Genomic DNA, 12,800 nt, shown 5'->3' with positions numbered 1-12,800 from the left:
CACCTTACTTCGCAGTTTTACCAGCTTTTCTAACAATATGCTCATCAACATATTTAACACCTTTACCTTTATATGGTTCAGGTTTTCTAAAGCCTCTAATAATTGCAGCAGCTTGCCCAACTTGTTGTTTGTCTGCACCTTTTACGTGAATTAAGTTTTTCTCAACTGTAATATCTAATCCTTCTGGGATATCGTAATTAATTGGGTGAGAGTATCCTAATTGTAGTTCAAGAACTTTACCTTTTACAGCAGCTCTATAACCAACACCGTTGATTTCTAAAGATTTAGCAAAACCTTTATCTAATCCTTCAATAGCATTGTTAATAAGTGCTCTATAAGTTCCCCAGAAAGCTGCAGCTTCAGGTTGTTCTCCAATTTTAGAAAGAATAACTTTATTATCAGCTACTTCAATTCCTACTCTTCCATGAGTCTCAACAGAAGAAACTTTACTTCCTTTTTTAACGTTAACTACTGTACCTTCTACAGTTACTTCAATTCCATTTGGTATAGAAATAGGTCTTTTTCCAATTCTAGACATTACACTCTCCTACCATACTGTACACAGTACTTCACCACCAACTTTTGAAGCATAAGCTTCATCGTTAGCGATAACACCCTTGTTAGTTGTAACAATGATTGTACCGTATCCATTTTTAAAGTTTTTTAATTCTGAAGAAGACTTATATACTCTTCTTCCTGGTTTTGAAACTCTTTTAATTTCGTTAATTACAGAGTTATCATTATCATCATATTTTAATGTAACTTGTACTGTTTTCTTATTATTTTCTGCATCGATAACTTTGTAACTCTCAATATACTCTTTTTGTTGTAATACTTCTAGAATACCTACAATTGTATTTGAGTGTAATAATGTTGCAACTTCTAATTTTCTAAGTGCAGCATTTCTTATTCTAGTTAAAGCATCTGCGATTATATCATTCATCATAGCTTAAATTCTCCTACCAACTAGATTTTCTAACACCAGGAAGTAACCCTTCGTTAGCCATTTTTCTTAAACAAACTCTACAAAGACCAAAATCTCTGTATACTGAATGTGGTCTTCCACAAACTGAACATCTTGTATATGCTCTTGAAGAGAACTTAGGAGTTCTCTTTGCTTTAGCAATCATAGATTTCTTTGCCATTACGCTCTTCCTTTAGTAAATGGAATTCCAACAAGCTCTAATAATCTGAATGCTTCAGCATCATTGTCTGCACTTGTAGAAATTGAAATATTCATACCGTGAGTTTTGATGATATCATCATAAACTACTTCTGGGAACATTAACTGCTCATCTAAACCGAAGTTGTAGTTACCTCTTCCGTCAAATCCATTTCTTTTAAGACCTCTAAAGTCTTTTACTCTTGGTAAAGCAACTGAACAAAGTTTATCTAAGAAAGTATACATATTTTCACCTCTTAGTGTAACTTTTACACCTACTGGCATACCTTCTCTTACTTTAAATCCTGCAACTGATTTCTTAGCAATTACTTTAACTGCATGTTGTCCAGCAATTAAAGAGATAGTATCTTGGATGTTTTGCATTAATTTACTATCTTTCATAGCTTCACCAGCACCAACAGAGATAACTACTTTTTCTAATTTAGCAGTTAACATCTTGTTTTTAGGAAACTCTGATTCTAAAACTGGCTTAATTTCGTTTTTGTACTTTTCTAATAATCTTGCTGCCATAATTAATTACCTTCTACTTTTGCTACATTAGAGATATCAATAGGCATCTCTTTGTTTACAAATCCACCATTAGGGTTTTTTTCTTGATCTGGTTTTACAGTTTTTTTAGCTACTTTGCAATCTTTTACAATTACTTTGTTCTCTTTTGGTAAAACTTGTAAAACTTCACCAGTTTTACCTTTGTCATCACCAGCGATAATCTTAACTGTATCACCTTTTTTAATTTTTAATTTAATAGCCATAATTATAGTACCTCCGGAGCAAGTGAAACAATTTTCATGAAACCTGAGTATCTAACTTCTCTAGCAACAGGTCCAAAAATTCTTGTTCCAATTGGTTCTTTTTTACCATCAAGAATAACCGCAGCATTGTCATCAAATCTAATTAATGAACCATTTTCTCTTTGAACTTCTTTATGAGTTCTTACAATTACTGCTTTAACAACTTGACCTTTTTTTACTTTACCAGTTGGTAGAGCTTTTTTTACAGAAGCAACAATTACGTCACCTACTGTTGCGTATCTTCTTTTAGAACCACCTAAAACTTTGATACACATAATCTCTTTTGCACCAGTATTATCAGCTACATTTAATCTAGAAAAACTTTGAATCATTATTTAACTCCTGTAGCTACAATTTTCTTTAATCTGAAAGATTTAGTTTTTGAAATTGGTCTACACTCAATTGCAACAACTGAGTCACCAACATTTAATTCATTTCTTTCATCATGAATTAAATATTTTTTAAATCTCTTCACAGTTTTGTGATATCTTGGGTGTAAAACGTTTCTTGTAACTAACACAGAAGCAGTTTTATCTCCAGATTTCTTTACCACAACACCTTGAATCTCTCTTTTATGTGTACTCATACCTTAGATCCTTAAGTTATTTAGCTGCAGTAATTGCTGTTTGAATTTGCGCGATCTCTTTTTTAACCGCTTTTAATTCAGAAGTATTTGTTAACTGCATCGTTTTTAGCTTTGCTTTTAATTCAAAAAGAAGCACCTTTTTCTCTTTTAATAACTCGTTTAACTCTGTTAAGCTTTTGTCTTTAATATCAGTATAATTCATTTTCGCTATCTCTTGTTACAATTTTAGTCTTAAATGGTAATTTATGTTGAGCTAAAGTTAAAGCTTCTCTTGCTAACTCTTCACCAACACCCGCCATTTCGAAGCAAATTCTACCTGGCTTAACGTTCATAACCCACTTATCAACAGCACCTTTACCTTTACCCATTCTTGTTTCTAATGGTTTAGCAGTTAAAGGCTTGTCTGGGAAAACTTTAATCCATACTTTTGCTTGTCTCTTAACTTTTCTAGTCATAGCAATTCTGGCAGCTTCAATTTGTCTAGAATCAATTCTACCATGCTCTAAAGCCTTAAGTCCGAAATCTCCGTAAGCTAAGAAGTTACCTCTATGAGCTTTACCTCTATTTCTTCCTTTTTGCTGTTTTCTGAATTTAGTTCTTTTAGGCATTAACATAATTATTTACCTCTTCTTTTACTTGGTCTTCTTTTTGGTTTAGAAGTTTCAGCTTTTTCTGCAGGGATACCTTTAGCAAGTACCTCACCTTTGAAAATCCAAACTTTAATACCAATACAACCATAAGTTGTATGAGCTTCAGCAAAACCGTAATCAATTCTAGCTCTTAAAGTATGTAAAGGAACTCTACCTTCTAAGTACCACTCAGTTCTAGCCATTTCAGCTCCACCAAGTCTACCAGAAACAGAAACTTTAATTCCTTTTGCACCTGATTTAAGTGCATTTTGCATAACTCTTTTCATAGCTCTTCTAAATGCAACTCTTCTTTCTAATTGTTGAGCAACATTTTCAGCAGCTAATTGACCAGAAAGTTGTGGTTTTCTTTCTTCTTTAATATTAACAGCAATCTCTTTTCCAACTAATTTAGAAAGATTTGCTTTTAATTTTTCAACGTCTGCACCTTTTTTACCGATAATAATTCCAGGTCTAGCAGCAACAATAGTAACTCTAACTTTTTTAGCAGTTCTTTCTACAATAGTTTGTGCTACACCAGCGTAATATAACTCTTTTTTGATATATTTTCTGATTTTATCGTCTTCTGCAACGTTTGCAGGTAGTTTTTCAAATGATGGAAACCATCTTGATTCCCAGTTTCTGTTGATACCTAATCTTAAACCTATTGGATTAACTTTTTGACCCATTATTTATCTCCTTTTTCAGCAGCAGCTACTTCAATCATAATGTGTGCAGTTGGTTTATGCTTAGGTGAAGCAGAACCTCTTGCTCTTGGAGTAAATCTCTTAAGAACAGGACCTTTATCAACTCTAGCAGATGTAATAACTGCCTCTTCTGGCTCTAAACCTGCATTTGCAACAGCAGATGCGATAACTTTTGAAATAATTCCTGCAGCTTTATTAGGAGTGAACTCTAATGAAGCAATTGCATATTCAGCATTCATACCTTGAACTTCTCTAGCAATTAATCTTGCTTTGATTGGAGAAACTCTAATAAATTTTAATATTGCTTTACCCATTTCTTAACCTACCTTCTTCTGTACAGAACCTTTATGTCCCTTAAAAGTTCTTGTTGGTGCGAATTCACCTAATTTATATCCAACATGATTTTCAGTAATTAATACAGGAACAAAGTTTCTACCATTGTGAACGTTGAATGTTAATCCAATCATATCTGGTAAAACAGTTGATCTTCTTGACCATGTTTTAATAGGTTTTTTATCATTTGCTTCAACAGCTTTGATAACTTTTTTCATTAGGTGCGCGTCTACAAATGGACCTTTTTTTATTGATCTTGCCATCTTAAACCCTTACTTCTTTCTTCTTGAAATGATTAATTTATCACTAGCTTTTTTCTTTCTAGTTTTATAACCTTTAGTTGGCATACCCCATGGAGTAACTGGATGTCTTCCTGAGTTAGTTTTACCTTCACCACCACCGTGTGGGTGATCAATTGGGTTCATAGCAGAACCTCTTGTTTGAGGTCTAATACCCATGTGTCTAGTTCTACCAGCTTTACCAATTACCATATTAATGTAATACTCATTACCAACGATACCTACAGTTGCCATACAAACACCAAGGATTTTTCTCATTTCACCAGATGGTAATCTTAAGATAACATATTTTCCTTCTCTACCCATGATTTGAGCATATCCACCAGCAGATCTAGCAATTTGTCCACCTTTACCAGGTTTTAACTCAATGTTATGAACCATAGTACCTACAGGGATACTTGCTAATCTTAAAGCATTTCCAGGAACAATATCTAATCCAGACTCAGCAGCTTGTACTTTGTCACCAACTTTTAATCCAGATGGTTGTAAGATATATCTTTTTTCACCATCAGCATAAGTTACTAAACAAATTCTACAATTTCTATATGGATCGTACTCGATAGTAGAAACAGTACCTTCTACACCAAATTTGTTTCTTTTGAAATCAATAATTCTATATAATTTTTTAGCACCTGCTTCTTTGTGTCTTGAAGTGATTCTACCGTTATTATTTCTACCAGCACTTGCTTTTACTCTTTTAAGTAAGCTTCTTACTGTTGGCTTAGAAGTAATATCAGAAGTATCCATAACAGACATGAATCTTCTAGCAGGAGTTATTGGTCTAAATTTTTTTAATGCCATACTCTATACTCCTTATGCTGATAGGTTCGCTATTTCAGCGCCCTCTGGTAATGTTACATAAAACTTTTTAAAGTCAGGTCTTTTACCAACTCTTCCTCTAAATCTTTTTACTTTACCACTTTGTCTTAATGAATTAACCTTTTCAGGTGTTACTCCAAAATACTCTTTGAAAACTTCTTTTAAACCAGTCTTAGTCATTCTAGGACTAGTTTGAACAACGATTACACCGTTCTCTTGAAGCTCAATAGTTTTCTCTGTGTATAATATTGCTTTAATATCTGTAATATCTGCCATTTTTACGCCTCTTTTGTTAGTGCATCAAATACTGATTTTTCAATTAGTACTGAATGATATGCAGAAATTAAATAAGCATTAACTTCTTGCTTTTCAATAACATAACAGTTTTTAATGTTTCTAAATGATAAATAAGTTTTTTCTTCGATTGTATCAACAACAATTAAAGTATCTCTCTTATTTAATTTGTTTAAAACTGCCACTGCATCTTTAGTCTTTCCAGACTCAACCTTAACAGAATCAACTACAAATAAAGATTCTTGATTAGCGTGAGCATTTAAAGCATAAGATAATGCTAAAGCTTTTTGCTTTTTGTTAACTTTTTGATTGTAGTTTCTTTTTGTAGGTCCAAAGATTTGTCCACCACCAACAAATAGCGGAGATCTTCTAGAACCCCATCTAGCACCACCTGAACCTTTTTGAGCTTTAGGTTTTTTACCACCACCGCTTACTTCAGTTCTATTTTTAACTCTAGCTGTATTAGCTCTTAATGATGAAAGATGTGATTTAACATATAAATATAAGTTGTGAGAGTTAATCTCTTCATAACTTGCTGGTAAATCTAATTCACCATTATTTTCAAATTTTTCGTTTAATACTATTGCTTTACTCATTTAGCAACCTTTACTTTTCCTAATGCACCATTTGGTCCAGCAACTGAACCTTTAACAACTAAAATACCTGTTTCAGCATCAAATGAAACAATATCATTTTTTACAGATACGTTCGTATTTCCGTAATGTCCTGGCATTTTTTGCCCTGGTTGAACTCTTCCTGGCCATTCGCAGTTACCAATTGAACCTACTGCTCTGTGGAATCTTGAACCGTGAGACTTAGGCCCACCTGCAAAGTTCCATCTTTTCATACCACCAGCAAAACCTCTACCTTTTGTTTTAAAAGTTGATTTTAAAACATTAGCATCAGATAAACCAGATACATCTAAGTCACCAGCTTCAGTGTTTGCTACAGAAATTGTTGCAAATCTGTTGAACTCTTTACTTAAATTGTATTTTTTTTGTTGACCTTCAATAGCTTTGTTAAATTTTTTACCATTTGCAAAAGCTACAATTGCTTTACCGTTTTCAGCTATCTCACATACTTTTGTATCAAGAACTTTTAAAAGTGTAACAGGAACACTTGGAACTGAAACAGTTCTACTCATACCGATTTTTTCAACTATGAATTCCATTCTTTACCCTTCCTTCTTACTCTTGACCCATTGATCTAACTTCAACATCAACTTCTGGAGCTAAATCAAGTTTCATTAGAGAATCAACTGTATCAGGAGTTGCAGCAATAATATCAATAATTCTGCTGTGTACTCTAATTTCGAATTGCTCTCTAGCGTCTTTGTTAACGTGAGGCCCTTTTAAAACTGTATACTTTCTGATTTTTGTAGGAAGAGGGATTGGACCTCTTAACTCAGCACCAGTTCTTTTTACAGCTTCAACAATAGAAGCAACACTTCTGTCTAAAACTCTGTGATCATAAGCTTTAAGCTTTAATCTAATTTTTTCCATTTTTTTCCTTTAAAGAACTCGTTAGATATACCAAAAAAGTACTCTAACTATTTTTTATGGACGCGGATTATAACTTAATTTTTGTTAAATGTCAAGATTTATGGGCTTTCCAAAAAAAATATCTCTATTTTATTTCCTTATAAAAAGGAAAGTATTTATTTTATTTAAATTTATTAAGTATTTTGACAAAAAACACTACATTTTATATATTTTTATCCTTTTAAAAAGGAAATAAATACAAAAAAAATAGACTTTTATTAGATTTTTGTGAAAACGCTCTTAAAATGTGAGTAATTTGCTTTTAAAATGTGTGTATTGCTAATATTTACTACTTTTTACCCTATTTCACTACATTTCATTAGCAAATATTTTGCTATTTTTACTATTTACTTACTTTTCATTAGCAAATTATTATAAATATAAAAGTTATATTACAATAAACTTTTACATATAATAAGGAGCAATATGATTGAATATATTAATGAAATCTCAAAAGATGAAGACTATATAAGATACAACCATTTTCTAATTAGTGAAAATCTAAATGAACTTTTACACAAAGATTACTATTTATATAATACTAATGAATTTAACAAATCAGATTTAGTAGAAGAGTTATACAACAAAAACTTTGTAAATAAGTATGATAAGGTTCAACACAAACAAATATTTGATTTATATATCAATAATGATAAGTTTAAAGAAAAAGCTCAATTTATCTATTCAATAATAGATAATAAAAAATTTGAAGAGTTTGCAAAAAACAATCCAGACATTGAAAATCCAAATGAATACACTATTACTTACAATATAGTTGATTCTGCTGGTGTTAAAGTTACTATGTATCAACTAAGTCTTAAAGACATAGCTTTTGTATTTTAGATAATCATTTTTGATTATCTAAATCACCCTTTTTTGCTTTAATACTTCTAAGGTTACTTTTTTTCTTAAATCTAATCTTTTAAAATCTTCTATTAAAAGATTTGTTGCAAAAAACCAAACTTCTTTTTTTGTTTCTAAAAAGCCTACATACCATCCATGTTTATTTTTTACTGATGTAGCCCATCCAGTTTTTGAACTTAGTTTATATTTTCTATTTTTTTCTTCAAACATAATATCTTTTACTATATTAATATATTTTTTATCTAGTGGAAGGTTATTTAAATACAATTTTCTTAAAAACTCTACTTGTTCAAATGCTGTTATTTTTATATCTCCATCAAGCCAAAAGCTACTTGAATCAATACCAACTTTTTTATTTCCATAATCTAAAAGTTTCAAATACTTTTCATACTTTTGTATTGAGATTTTTTTTGCAAATTTTTGATAACACCAAACACAAGAGTATCTAAAAGCAGTTTTAAGAGTTTGGTCTTGATTCCATACATTTAAAAATCTCTTCTTTTTATCCCACTTTATTATTTGATTTTCATCATGCAATAGTTTTTCATTTAATATAATTAAACTATTTGGTATTTTGAAAGTTGAAGCTGGCAACAAAGGTTTTGTTGCCCTATTTAAATTATAAACATAGTTTTTTTTACTATACAAAGATTGTATAACTATTGTTCCATCAACATCAAAAGAGTTAAAAATTGATTTTATCTCTATATCTTCTGCTTTTACTAAACTACAAAGAAGTAGTAAAAAAACAAATAATTTCTTCATGTTTATCCTTTATTGATAAAATCCTGAAAAAAGCAATACTCCATCACTTTGTGCATTTTTTTTATCATTTGATACTAAATCACTTATTATTGAACCAACAGCTGGTGCAAAAGTCATACCTAACCAACCAAGTCCCATAGCGTATGTCAAATTCTTTATATTTTCATCTCTTCCTATTAAAGGTATATCATTTGGTGTCAAAGGTCTAAATCCTGCCCATGTTGTTTCATTTTTCATATCAAAGCTTTTATTATATGCAAAGAAGTTATTTTTGATACTATCAATTTGTTTTTGTACAACTTTAGAGTCATCACTACCTATTTCCAATTTTGAAGTTAAACGTACACTATCTTTTCTAGGAGTCATTACTATAAATAAATCATTAAATAGTGTAGAAGTCTTAGGCACTAATTCACTAGGCATTTCAAAAGTAATACTATATCCTTTTGCAGGAGTCATCATCAAATCTTTTTTGCATTGATTTGCAAGTAAAGTTTGGTAACCAGTTGACATAACTGTATGATTTGGCCTATATTGGTTACCATTTGAAGTGATTACATACTTAACCTTATCATTTCTTATATCCAATTGCTCTACTCTTTCATTTAAGATAAACTCCACACCTTCTTGTTCTAAATGTTTTTTTAATTCATTCATAACTTTTCTTGAATCAAAATGTGCATTTTTTTTAAACAGTATCGCACCTTTTGCTTTTTGTGTTATTGTGGGTACATACTCTTGTAACTCATCAAAATCTAAAATTTTAAATCTATCTTCATCTACATAATTGTATGTTTTTAGTTTCTGATTATAACTTTTATCTTCGGTAAAAACAGATAGCATTCCATTTCTGTGATAATCAAAATCCAAATTATGCTCTTTTATCATTTGTTCATAAAATTGTAAAGAGAGTTCACCAAATTTTTCAAAAAGCATCATTGTTTTTTTTGTTCTTTTTTCATTTGCATTAAGTATAAAATTTAATAACCACTTATATATTTTAGGACTTATTGTAGGATGAAAAATAGCAGGAGATTGACCTTTTAACATCAACTTTAATGTATTTGTTACAACACCTGGATAACTTAAAGGAGTTTTATCATATGATGACAATAGCCCTGCATTACCAAATGATGTAGAATCTGTTATATCATTTTCATCAATTACAGTTACTTCTCTTCCACTTTTTTGTAGAAAATAGGCACAATTTAGTCCTACAATACCACCACCTATTATAACTACATCTTTTTTCATAAAGTATCCTTTACAAATAATAATATTGTATATCATACTAAAAAATCATATAGAATAAAAAAATTTTTTATGTAGATATAAAATTTAAACTTTTTTTCAATAGATTTGTTACATTAAGGCTAGCTTTTGTTATAATGAAAAAAAATTAAGGATATAGTTATGACTCAAATCAAACAAGATTTATTAGAAGTTATTGAAACGACAATGATACCAGAAGTAGAAGCATATATCAATGAGCTACATGAACTTATAAAAAACGATGAACAAACAGAAGATAATATGGAAGAAGTAAAAGAGATGGAGTCATTTCTTGTAGAGCTACAAAATATTGTAGTAGGAATTAATGAAAACAAAATAGATGAAAAACAAGCTGAAGAGATTTATACAAAAATAGAAAATCTTTTAGAAGAGAGCCAAGAGCAGGAGTAAATTATACTCCCTCTAAAAAATATTTGAAATCTGCAATATTTTTTATTTGTGATTTAAAGTGACTTATTATTGCAATAGTAGTATTTTGCTGTTTTAACATCTTTTCTATTTTAATACTTAAAGACTCATTTAAAGATGCTGTTGGTTCATCTAAGAGTAATAACTTTGGTTTTAACAATAGTGCTCTTGCTAATATTAACCGTTGTTGTTGGCCTCCTGAAAGTTTTAAAGCACTCTTATTTAGTATATCTTTTACCTCATCATACAAATATACTTGTTTTAATGCTTCAATTATACTTTGTTCTTTGTTTTTAATTTTGTGTGTTTTTGCAAAGAAATTTAAATTATCATATATACTCATAGGAAGCAAATCAGGATGTTGAGAAACATAAACAATCTCTTTTCTAAGCTCTTGTACTTCATAGTCATCTAAAGTTAATACATCTATATATTTATCACCTTTTTTATAAAGTATTTCTCCACTTAATTTATAATCTTCTTCAAATCTAATCATAGAGTTTATACATAAAAAAAGTGAAGTTTTACCTATTCCACTTGGACCTTGAATTGCAGTAATAGCATCTTTTTTTATATGAAGATTTAATTTTTCAAAAACTATTTTATTTGCAAATTGCAATTTTAAATTTTTAATAATAACCATTTTTTCTCTTTACTCTTTGTTGTATAAGTTTTGTTACTAAAAACAGACTCATAGAAATCACTAAAAGTATTAGTGCTGCACTAAAAGCTTGATTAAGCTCAGTTTCATCACCATAATTTGTAGAGATATAGTATATATAAAAAGGCAATGCTTCATACTTTGAAAATATACTACTTGCAATTCCTACACTTGCAACCGCTCCTGTTAGCATAATAACTGCTGTATCTTCACATGCACGACCTAAAGCCAAGAATACTCCACTTAAAAGCTCTTTTGAACAGTATGGGATTAAAACTAAAAAAAGATTCTTTGTTTTGCATAAACCTAAATTTAAAGATAGCAATTTTATATGTTTTGGAATATTATCAAGTGCATATTGAGTATTTTTTACAATATATGGCATGATAAGAAGTGCCAAGGCTAAAGAAGAAAGAAATAATGAAGGTAAAAAATTTGTCAAAAACTTCTCATGTAAATATATACTTAACAATAAAAAAAATAACCCTATTAAAATAGAAGGTACAGAAGACAACAGTTCAAAACAGAAATTTATATACTCTTTTAATTTTTTATTTGCATAAATACTTAAATAAATTCCACTTGCAAATCCAAAAATAAATGAAAAGCTTAAACTAAGTAAAATTAACATAAGTGTTCCAACTATTGCAGGGAAAATACCATCAAATACTCGCTGTTTTAAGAGTATTGCATCTAATACATTTGTATCTTGAAAAATCAACTCTAAAGATATAGTATTAAAACCTTTTATCAAAACAAAACCTAAAAGCGTATAAACCAAACATATAGCACTTATTGTAAAAATAGCTAAGACTACTTTGTATAAACTATACTGCATAATCTTTTCCTTTTATTTTTCTAATTATTAAAATTAGTATAAAATTAGAACTAAGAAGTAGTAATGCGCATAAAAATATTGCTTTAAAAGCCATTGATTCAAAATCATTTGCAAAAATAAGTGCAATATGTGAAGTTAAACTTCTTGTTGAATCAAAAATAGAACTAGGCACAGCCAATGCATTTCCTGCAAGCATTAAAACAATCATAGTATCACCAAGTGCTCTAGTTGTTGCCAATAAAAAACCTTGTGCTAATTGCTGAATTGAATTTTTTATAACAAACTTGAAAAAAAACTCTTCTTTACTCAAGGCTAAATTTAAACAACACTTCATATACTTTTGTGCTAAATTATTAAAAATATTTAAAAATATAAGACTCATAGTTGGAATCAAAAGTAATGATAAAACAACACTAGCAACAAGTATAGATAGAGTTGAGCTAGGTTTAAACAAACTTATAAATGGTACAAAAATAAATAAAGCTGAAAAAGCATAAATTACTGTGGGAATTGTAGCCATTAATAAAACTGTCTTTTCCAAAAAAAGCTTAATAATAGTAAATTTAGTCAAAAAAATCATACTAGAGATTGAAAATGAAAAAATAAAACCTAAAATCAAAGCTATAAAACTTACTATAAAAGAGCCCATTAAAGGAACTAATATTCCATACTTTTTCTCTTCAACACTCCATGTTAGAGTGAAAAAAGATTTTATTTCATCAAGACTAAAAACATCTATACACAAGTATATTATTAAAAAAAAGATACAAAAAACCAAAAGACTACTAATTA

General features: G+C 29.7%; 24 protein-coding genes. 2 read left to right on the top strand and 22 right to left on the bottom strand.

Annotated features, from left to right (window positions below; all coding sequences use genetic code 11):
- Positions 1–4 precede the first annotated feature (4 nt).
- The 17 genes from rplF to rpsJ are packed head-to-tail and all read right to left on the bottom strand — an operon-like array spanning position 5 to position 7,140.
- Positions 5–538 (bottom strand): 50S ribosomal protein L6, encoded by a 534-nt coding sequence (rplF, locus tag CP960_RS02030; RefSeq protein ID WP_101183568.1) that lies wholly within the window; start codon positions 536–538, stop codon positions 5–7.
- A 9-nt stretch (positions 539–547) separates the two neighbouring features.
- A complete protein-coding gene (rpsH, locus tag CP960_RS02025) occupies positions 548–946 on the bottom strand; it encodes a 30S ribosomal protein S8 (protein ID WP_101183567.1) in 399 nt (132 codons plus the stop codon).
- A 13-nt stretch (positions 947–959) separates the two neighbouring features.
- A complete protein-coding gene (locus CP960_RS02020; RefSeq protein ID WP_079577051.1) occupies positions 960–1,145 on the bottom strand; it encodes a type Z 30S ribosomal protein S14 in 186 nt (61 codons plus the stop codon).
- Positions 1,145–1,693, bottom strand: a complete 549-nt coding sequence (rplE, locus tag CP960_RS02015) for a 50S ribosomal protein L5 (RefSeq protein ID WP_101183566.1) — start codon at positions 1,691–1,693, stop codon at positions 1,145–1,147. Before rplE ends, CP960_RS02020 begins: the two co-directional genes overlap by 1 nt.
- A 2-nt stretch (positions 1,694–1,695) precedes the next feature.
- Positions 1,696–1,935: a 50S ribosomal protein L24 gene (gene rplX / locus CP960_RS02010; protein ID WP_101183565.1), complete on the bottom strand. Its 240-nt coding sequence runs from the start codon at positions 1,933–1,935 to the stop codon at positions 1,696–1,698.
- 2 nt (positions 1,936–1,937) lie between these two features.
- Entirely contained in the window at positions 1,938–2,306 is a 369-nt protein-coding gene (gene rplN / locus CP960_RS02005; RefSeq protein ID WP_101183564.1) for a 50S ribosomal protein L14, read from the bottom strand.
- A complete protein-coding gene (rpsQ, locus tag CP960_RS02000; RefSeq protein WP_101183563.1) occupies positions 2,306–2,560 on the bottom strand; it encodes a 30S ribosomal protein S17 in 255 nt (84 codons plus the stop codon). The genes rplN and rpsQ overlap by 1 nt, the downstream gene beginning before the upstream one ends.
- A gap of 16 nt (positions 2,561–2,576) precedes the next feature.
- Positions 2,577–2,762, bottom strand: a complete 186-nt coding sequence (gene rpmC, locus CP960_RS01995; protein WP_101183562.1) for a 50S ribosomal protein L29 — start codon at positions 2,760–2,762, stop codon at positions 2,577–2,579.
- Positions 2,749–3,174 carry a 50S ribosomal protein L16 gene (gene rplP / locus CP960_RS01990; protein WP_101183561.1) on the bottom strand — a complete coding sequence of 142 codons (426 nt, stop codon included), beginning with the start codon at positions 3,172–3,174 and terminating at the stop codon, positions 2,749–2,751. The genes rpmC and rplP overlap by 14 nt, the downstream gene beginning before the upstream one ends.
- A gap of 2 nt (positions 3,175–3,176) precedes the next feature.
- Positions 3,177–3,875: a 30S ribosomal protein S3 gene (gene rpsC / locus CP960_RS01985; RefSeq protein WP_101183560.1), complete on the bottom strand. Its 699-nt coding sequence runs from the start codon at positions 3,873–3,875 to the stop codon at positions 3,177–3,179.
- The gene (rplV, locus tag CP960_RS01980; RefSeq protein ID WP_101183559.1) at positions 3,875–4,207 is read right to left on the bottom strand and encodes a 50S ribosomal protein L22; all 333 of its coding nucleotides are present in this window, start codon (positions 4,205–4,207) and stop codon (positions 3,875–3,877) included. The genes rpsC and rplV overlap by 1 nt, the downstream gene beginning before the upstream one ends.
- 3 nt (positions 4,208–4,210) lie before the next feature.
- Positions 4,211–4,489, bottom strand: coding sequence for a 30S ribosomal protein S19 (gene rpsS, locus CP960_RS01975; RefSeq protein ID WP_101183558.1), 279 nt, complete (start codon positions 4,487–4,489; stop codon positions 4,211–4,213).
- A gap of 9 nt (positions 4,490–4,498) precedes the next feature.
- Positions 4,499–5,326: a 50S ribosomal protein L2 gene (rplB, locus tag CP960_RS01970; protein ID WP_101183557.1), complete on the bottom strand. Its 828-nt coding sequence runs from the start codon at positions 5,324–5,326 to the stop codon at positions 4,499–4,501.
- Between the two features lie 12 nt (positions 5,327–5,338).
- Positions 5,339–5,620, bottom strand: a complete 282-nt coding sequence (locus CP960_RS01965; RefSeq protein ID WP_101183556.1) for a 50S ribosomal protein L23 — start codon at positions 5,618–5,620, stop codon at positions 5,339–5,341.
- A gap of 2 nt (positions 5,621–5,622) precedes the next feature.
- Entirely contained in the window at positions 5,623–6,234 is a 612-nt protein-coding gene (rplD, locus tag CP960_RS01960; RefSeq protein ID WP_101183555.1) for a 50S ribosomal protein L4, read from the bottom strand.
- On the bottom strand, positions 6,231–6,809 hold the full coding sequence (rplC, locus tag CP960_RS01955) for a 50S ribosomal protein L3 (RefSeq protein WP_101183554.1): 579 nt from the start codon (positions 6,807–6,809) through the stop codon (positions 6,231–6,233). Before rplC ends, rplD begins: the two co-directional genes overlap by 4 nt.
- Positions 6,810–6,825: 16 nt before the next feature.
- Positions 6,826–7,140, bottom strand: coding sequence for a 30S ribosomal protein S10 (gene rpsJ, locus CP960_RS01950; RefSeq protein ID WP_079577065.1), 315 nt, complete (start codon positions 7,138–7,140; stop codon positions 6,826–6,828).
- Between the two features lie 465 nt (positions 7,141–7,605).
- Between rpsJ and CP960_RS01945 the strand changes: the two genes are divergently transcribed.
- Positions 7,606–8,022, top strand: coding sequence for a hypothetical protein (locus CP960_RS01945; protein WP_101183553.1), 417 nt, complete (start codon positions 7,606–7,608; stop codon positions 8,020–8,022).
- A gap of 18 nt (positions 8,023–8,040) precedes the next feature.
- Here CP960_RS01945 and blaOXA read toward each other — a convergent pair whose 3' ends face one another.
- Both blaOXA and CP960_RS01935 read right to left on the bottom strand, forming a co-directional pair.
- The gene (gene blaOXA, locus CP960_RS01940) at positions 8,041–8,808 is read right to left on the bottom strand and encodes a class D beta-lactamase (RefSeq protein ID WP_101183552.1); all 768 of its coding nucleotides are present in this window, start codon (positions 8,806–8,808) and stop codon (positions 8,041–8,043) included.
- 9 nt (positions 8,809–8,817) lie between these two features.
- The gene (locus CP960_RS01935; RefSeq protein ID WP_101183551.1) at positions 8,818–10,062 is read right to left on the bottom strand and encodes an NAD(P)/FAD-dependent oxidoreductase; all 1,245 of its coding nucleotides are present in this window, start codon (positions 10,060–10,062) and stop codon (positions 8,818–8,820) included.
- Positions 10,063–10,221: 159 nt separating this feature from the next.
- Here CP960_RS01935 and CP960_RS01930 point away from each other — a divergent pair, with 159 nt between their 5' ends.
- Positions 10,222–10,491: a hypothetical protein gene (locus CP960_RS01930; protein ID WP_101183550.1), complete on the top strand. Its 270-nt coding sequence runs from the start codon at positions 10,222–10,224 to the stop codon at positions 10,489–10,491.
- A gap of 1 nt (position 10,492) precedes the next feature.
- Here CP960_RS01930 and CP960_RS01925 read toward each other — a convergent pair whose 3' ends face one another.
- Genes CP960_RS01925 through CP960_RS01915 form a run of 3 tightly spaced genes read right to left on the bottom strand, consistent with a single transcriptional unit; the run spans position 10,493 to position 12,753 of the window.
- On the bottom strand, positions 10,493–11,152 hold the full coding sequence (locus tag CP960_RS01925) for an ATP-binding cassette domain-containing protein (protein ID WP_101183549.1): 660 nt from the start codon (positions 11,150–11,152) through the stop codon (positions 10,493–10,495).
- Positions 11,139–12,008 (bottom strand): PstA family ABC transporter permease, encoded by an 870-nt coding sequence (locus CP960_RS01920; RefSeq protein WP_101183548.1) that lies wholly within the window; start codon positions 12,006–12,008, stop codon positions 11,139–11,141. Before CP960_RS01920 ends, CP960_RS01925 begins: the two co-directional genes overlap by 14 nt.
- On the bottom strand, positions 11,998–12,753 hold the full coding sequence (locus CP960_RS01915) for a PstC family ABC transporter permease (protein ID WP_162919064.1): 756 nt from the start codon (positions 12,751–12,753) through the stop codon (positions 11,998–12,000). Before CP960_RS01915 ends, CP960_RS01920 begins: the two co-directional genes overlap by 11 nt.
- Positions 12,754–12,800: the final 47 nt, after the last annotated feature.

The sequence above is a fragment of the Malaciobacter halophilus genome (assembly GCF_002837275.1).
Taxonomy (GTDB): domain Bacteria; phylum Campylobacterota; class Campylobacteria; order Campylobacterales; family Arcobacteraceae; genus Malaciobacter; species Malaciobacter halophilus.
The sequence above is the reverse complement of the archived record's forward strand: the minus strand, read 5'-3'. Positions and strand labels throughout refer to the sequence as shown.

Bases quoted from the DNA above. Each gene is read 5' to 3' on its own strand.
- rplF (WP_101183568.1), bottom strand. From the start codon at position 538: ATGTCTAGAATTGGAAAAAGACCTATTTCTATACCAAATGGAATTGAA.
- rpsH (WP_101183567.1), bottom strand. From the start codon at position 946: ATGATGAATGATATAATCGCAGATGCTTTAACTAGAATAAGAAATGCT.
- CP960_RS02020 (WP_079577051.1), bottom strand. From the start codon at position 1,145: ATGGCAAAGAAATCTATGATTGCTAAAGCAAAGAGAACTCCTAAGTTC.
- rplE (WP_101183566.1), bottom strand. From the start codon at position 1,693: ATGGCAGCAAGATTATTAGAAAAGTACAAAAACGAAATTAAGCCAGTT.
- rplX (WP_101183565.1), bottom strand. From the start codon at position 1,935: ATGGCTATTAAATTAAAAATTAAAAAAGGTGATACAGTTAAGATTATC.
- rplN (WP_101183564.1), bottom strand. From the start codon at position 2,306: ATGATTCAAAGTTTTTCTAGATTAAATGTAGCTGATAATACTGGTGCA.
- rpsQ (WP_101183563.1), bottom strand. From the start codon at position 2,560: ATGAGTACACATAAAAGAGAGATTCAAGGTGTTGTGGTAAAGAAATCT.
- rpmC (WP_101183562.1), bottom strand. From the start codon at position 2,762: ATGAATTATACTGATATTAAAGACAAAAGCTTAACAGAGTTAAACGAG.
- rplP (WP_101183561.1), bottom strand. From the start codon at position 3,174: ATGTTAATGCCTAAAAGAACTAAATTCAGAAAACAGCAAAAAGGAAGA.
- rpsC (WP_101183560.1), bottom strand. From the start codon at position 3,875: ATGGGTCAAAAAGTTAATCCAATAGGTTTAAGATTAGGTATCAACAGA.
- rplV (WP_101183559.1), bottom strand. From the start codon at position 4,207: ATGGGTAAAGCAATATTAAAATTTATTAGAGTTTCTCCAATCAAAGCA.
- rpsS (WP_101183558.1), bottom strand. From the start codon at position 4,489: ATGGCAAGATCAATAAAAAAAGGTCCATTTGTAGACGCGCACCTAATG.
- rplB (WP_101183557.1), bottom strand. From the start codon at position 5,326: ATGGCATTAAAAAAATTTAGACCAATAACTCCTGCTAGAAGATTCATG.
- CP960_RS01965 (WP_101183556.1), bottom strand. From the start codon at position 5,620: ATGGCAGATATTACAGATATTAAAGCAATATTATACACAGAGAAAACT.
- rplD (WP_101183555.1), bottom strand. From the start codon at position 6,234: ATGAGTAAAGCAATAGTATTAAACGAAAAATTTGAAAATAATGGTGAA.
- rplC (WP_101183554.1), bottom strand. From the start codon at position 6,809: ATGGAATTCATAGTTGAAAAAATCGGTATGAGTAGAACTGTTTCAGTT.
- rpsJ (WP_079577065.1), bottom strand. From the start codon at position 7,140: ATGGAAAAAATTAGATTAAAGCTTAAAGCTTATGATCACAGAGTTTTA.
- CP960_RS01945 (WP_101183553.1), top strand. From the start codon at position 7,606: ATGATTGAATATATTAATGAAATCTCAAAAGATGAAGACTATATAAGA.
- blaOXA (WP_101183552.1), bottom strand. From the start codon at position 8,808: ATGAAGAAATTATTTGTTTTTTTACTACTTCTTTGTAGTTTAGTAAAA.
- CP960_RS01935 (WP_101183551.1), bottom strand. From the start codon at position 10,062: ATGAAAAAAGATGTAGTTATAATAGGTGGTGGTATTGTAGGACTAAAT.
- CP960_RS01930 (WP_101183550.1), top strand. From the start codon at position 10,222: ATGACTCAAATCAAACAAGATTTATTAGAAGTTATTGAAACGACAATG.
- CP960_RS01925 (WP_101183549.1), bottom strand. From the start codon at position 11,152: ATGGTTATTATTAAAAATTTAAAATTGCAATTTGCAAATAAAATAGTT.
- CP960_RS01920 (WP_101183548.1), bottom strand. From the start codon at position 12,008: ATGCAGTATAGTTTATACAAAGTAGTCTTAGCTATTTTTACAATAAGT.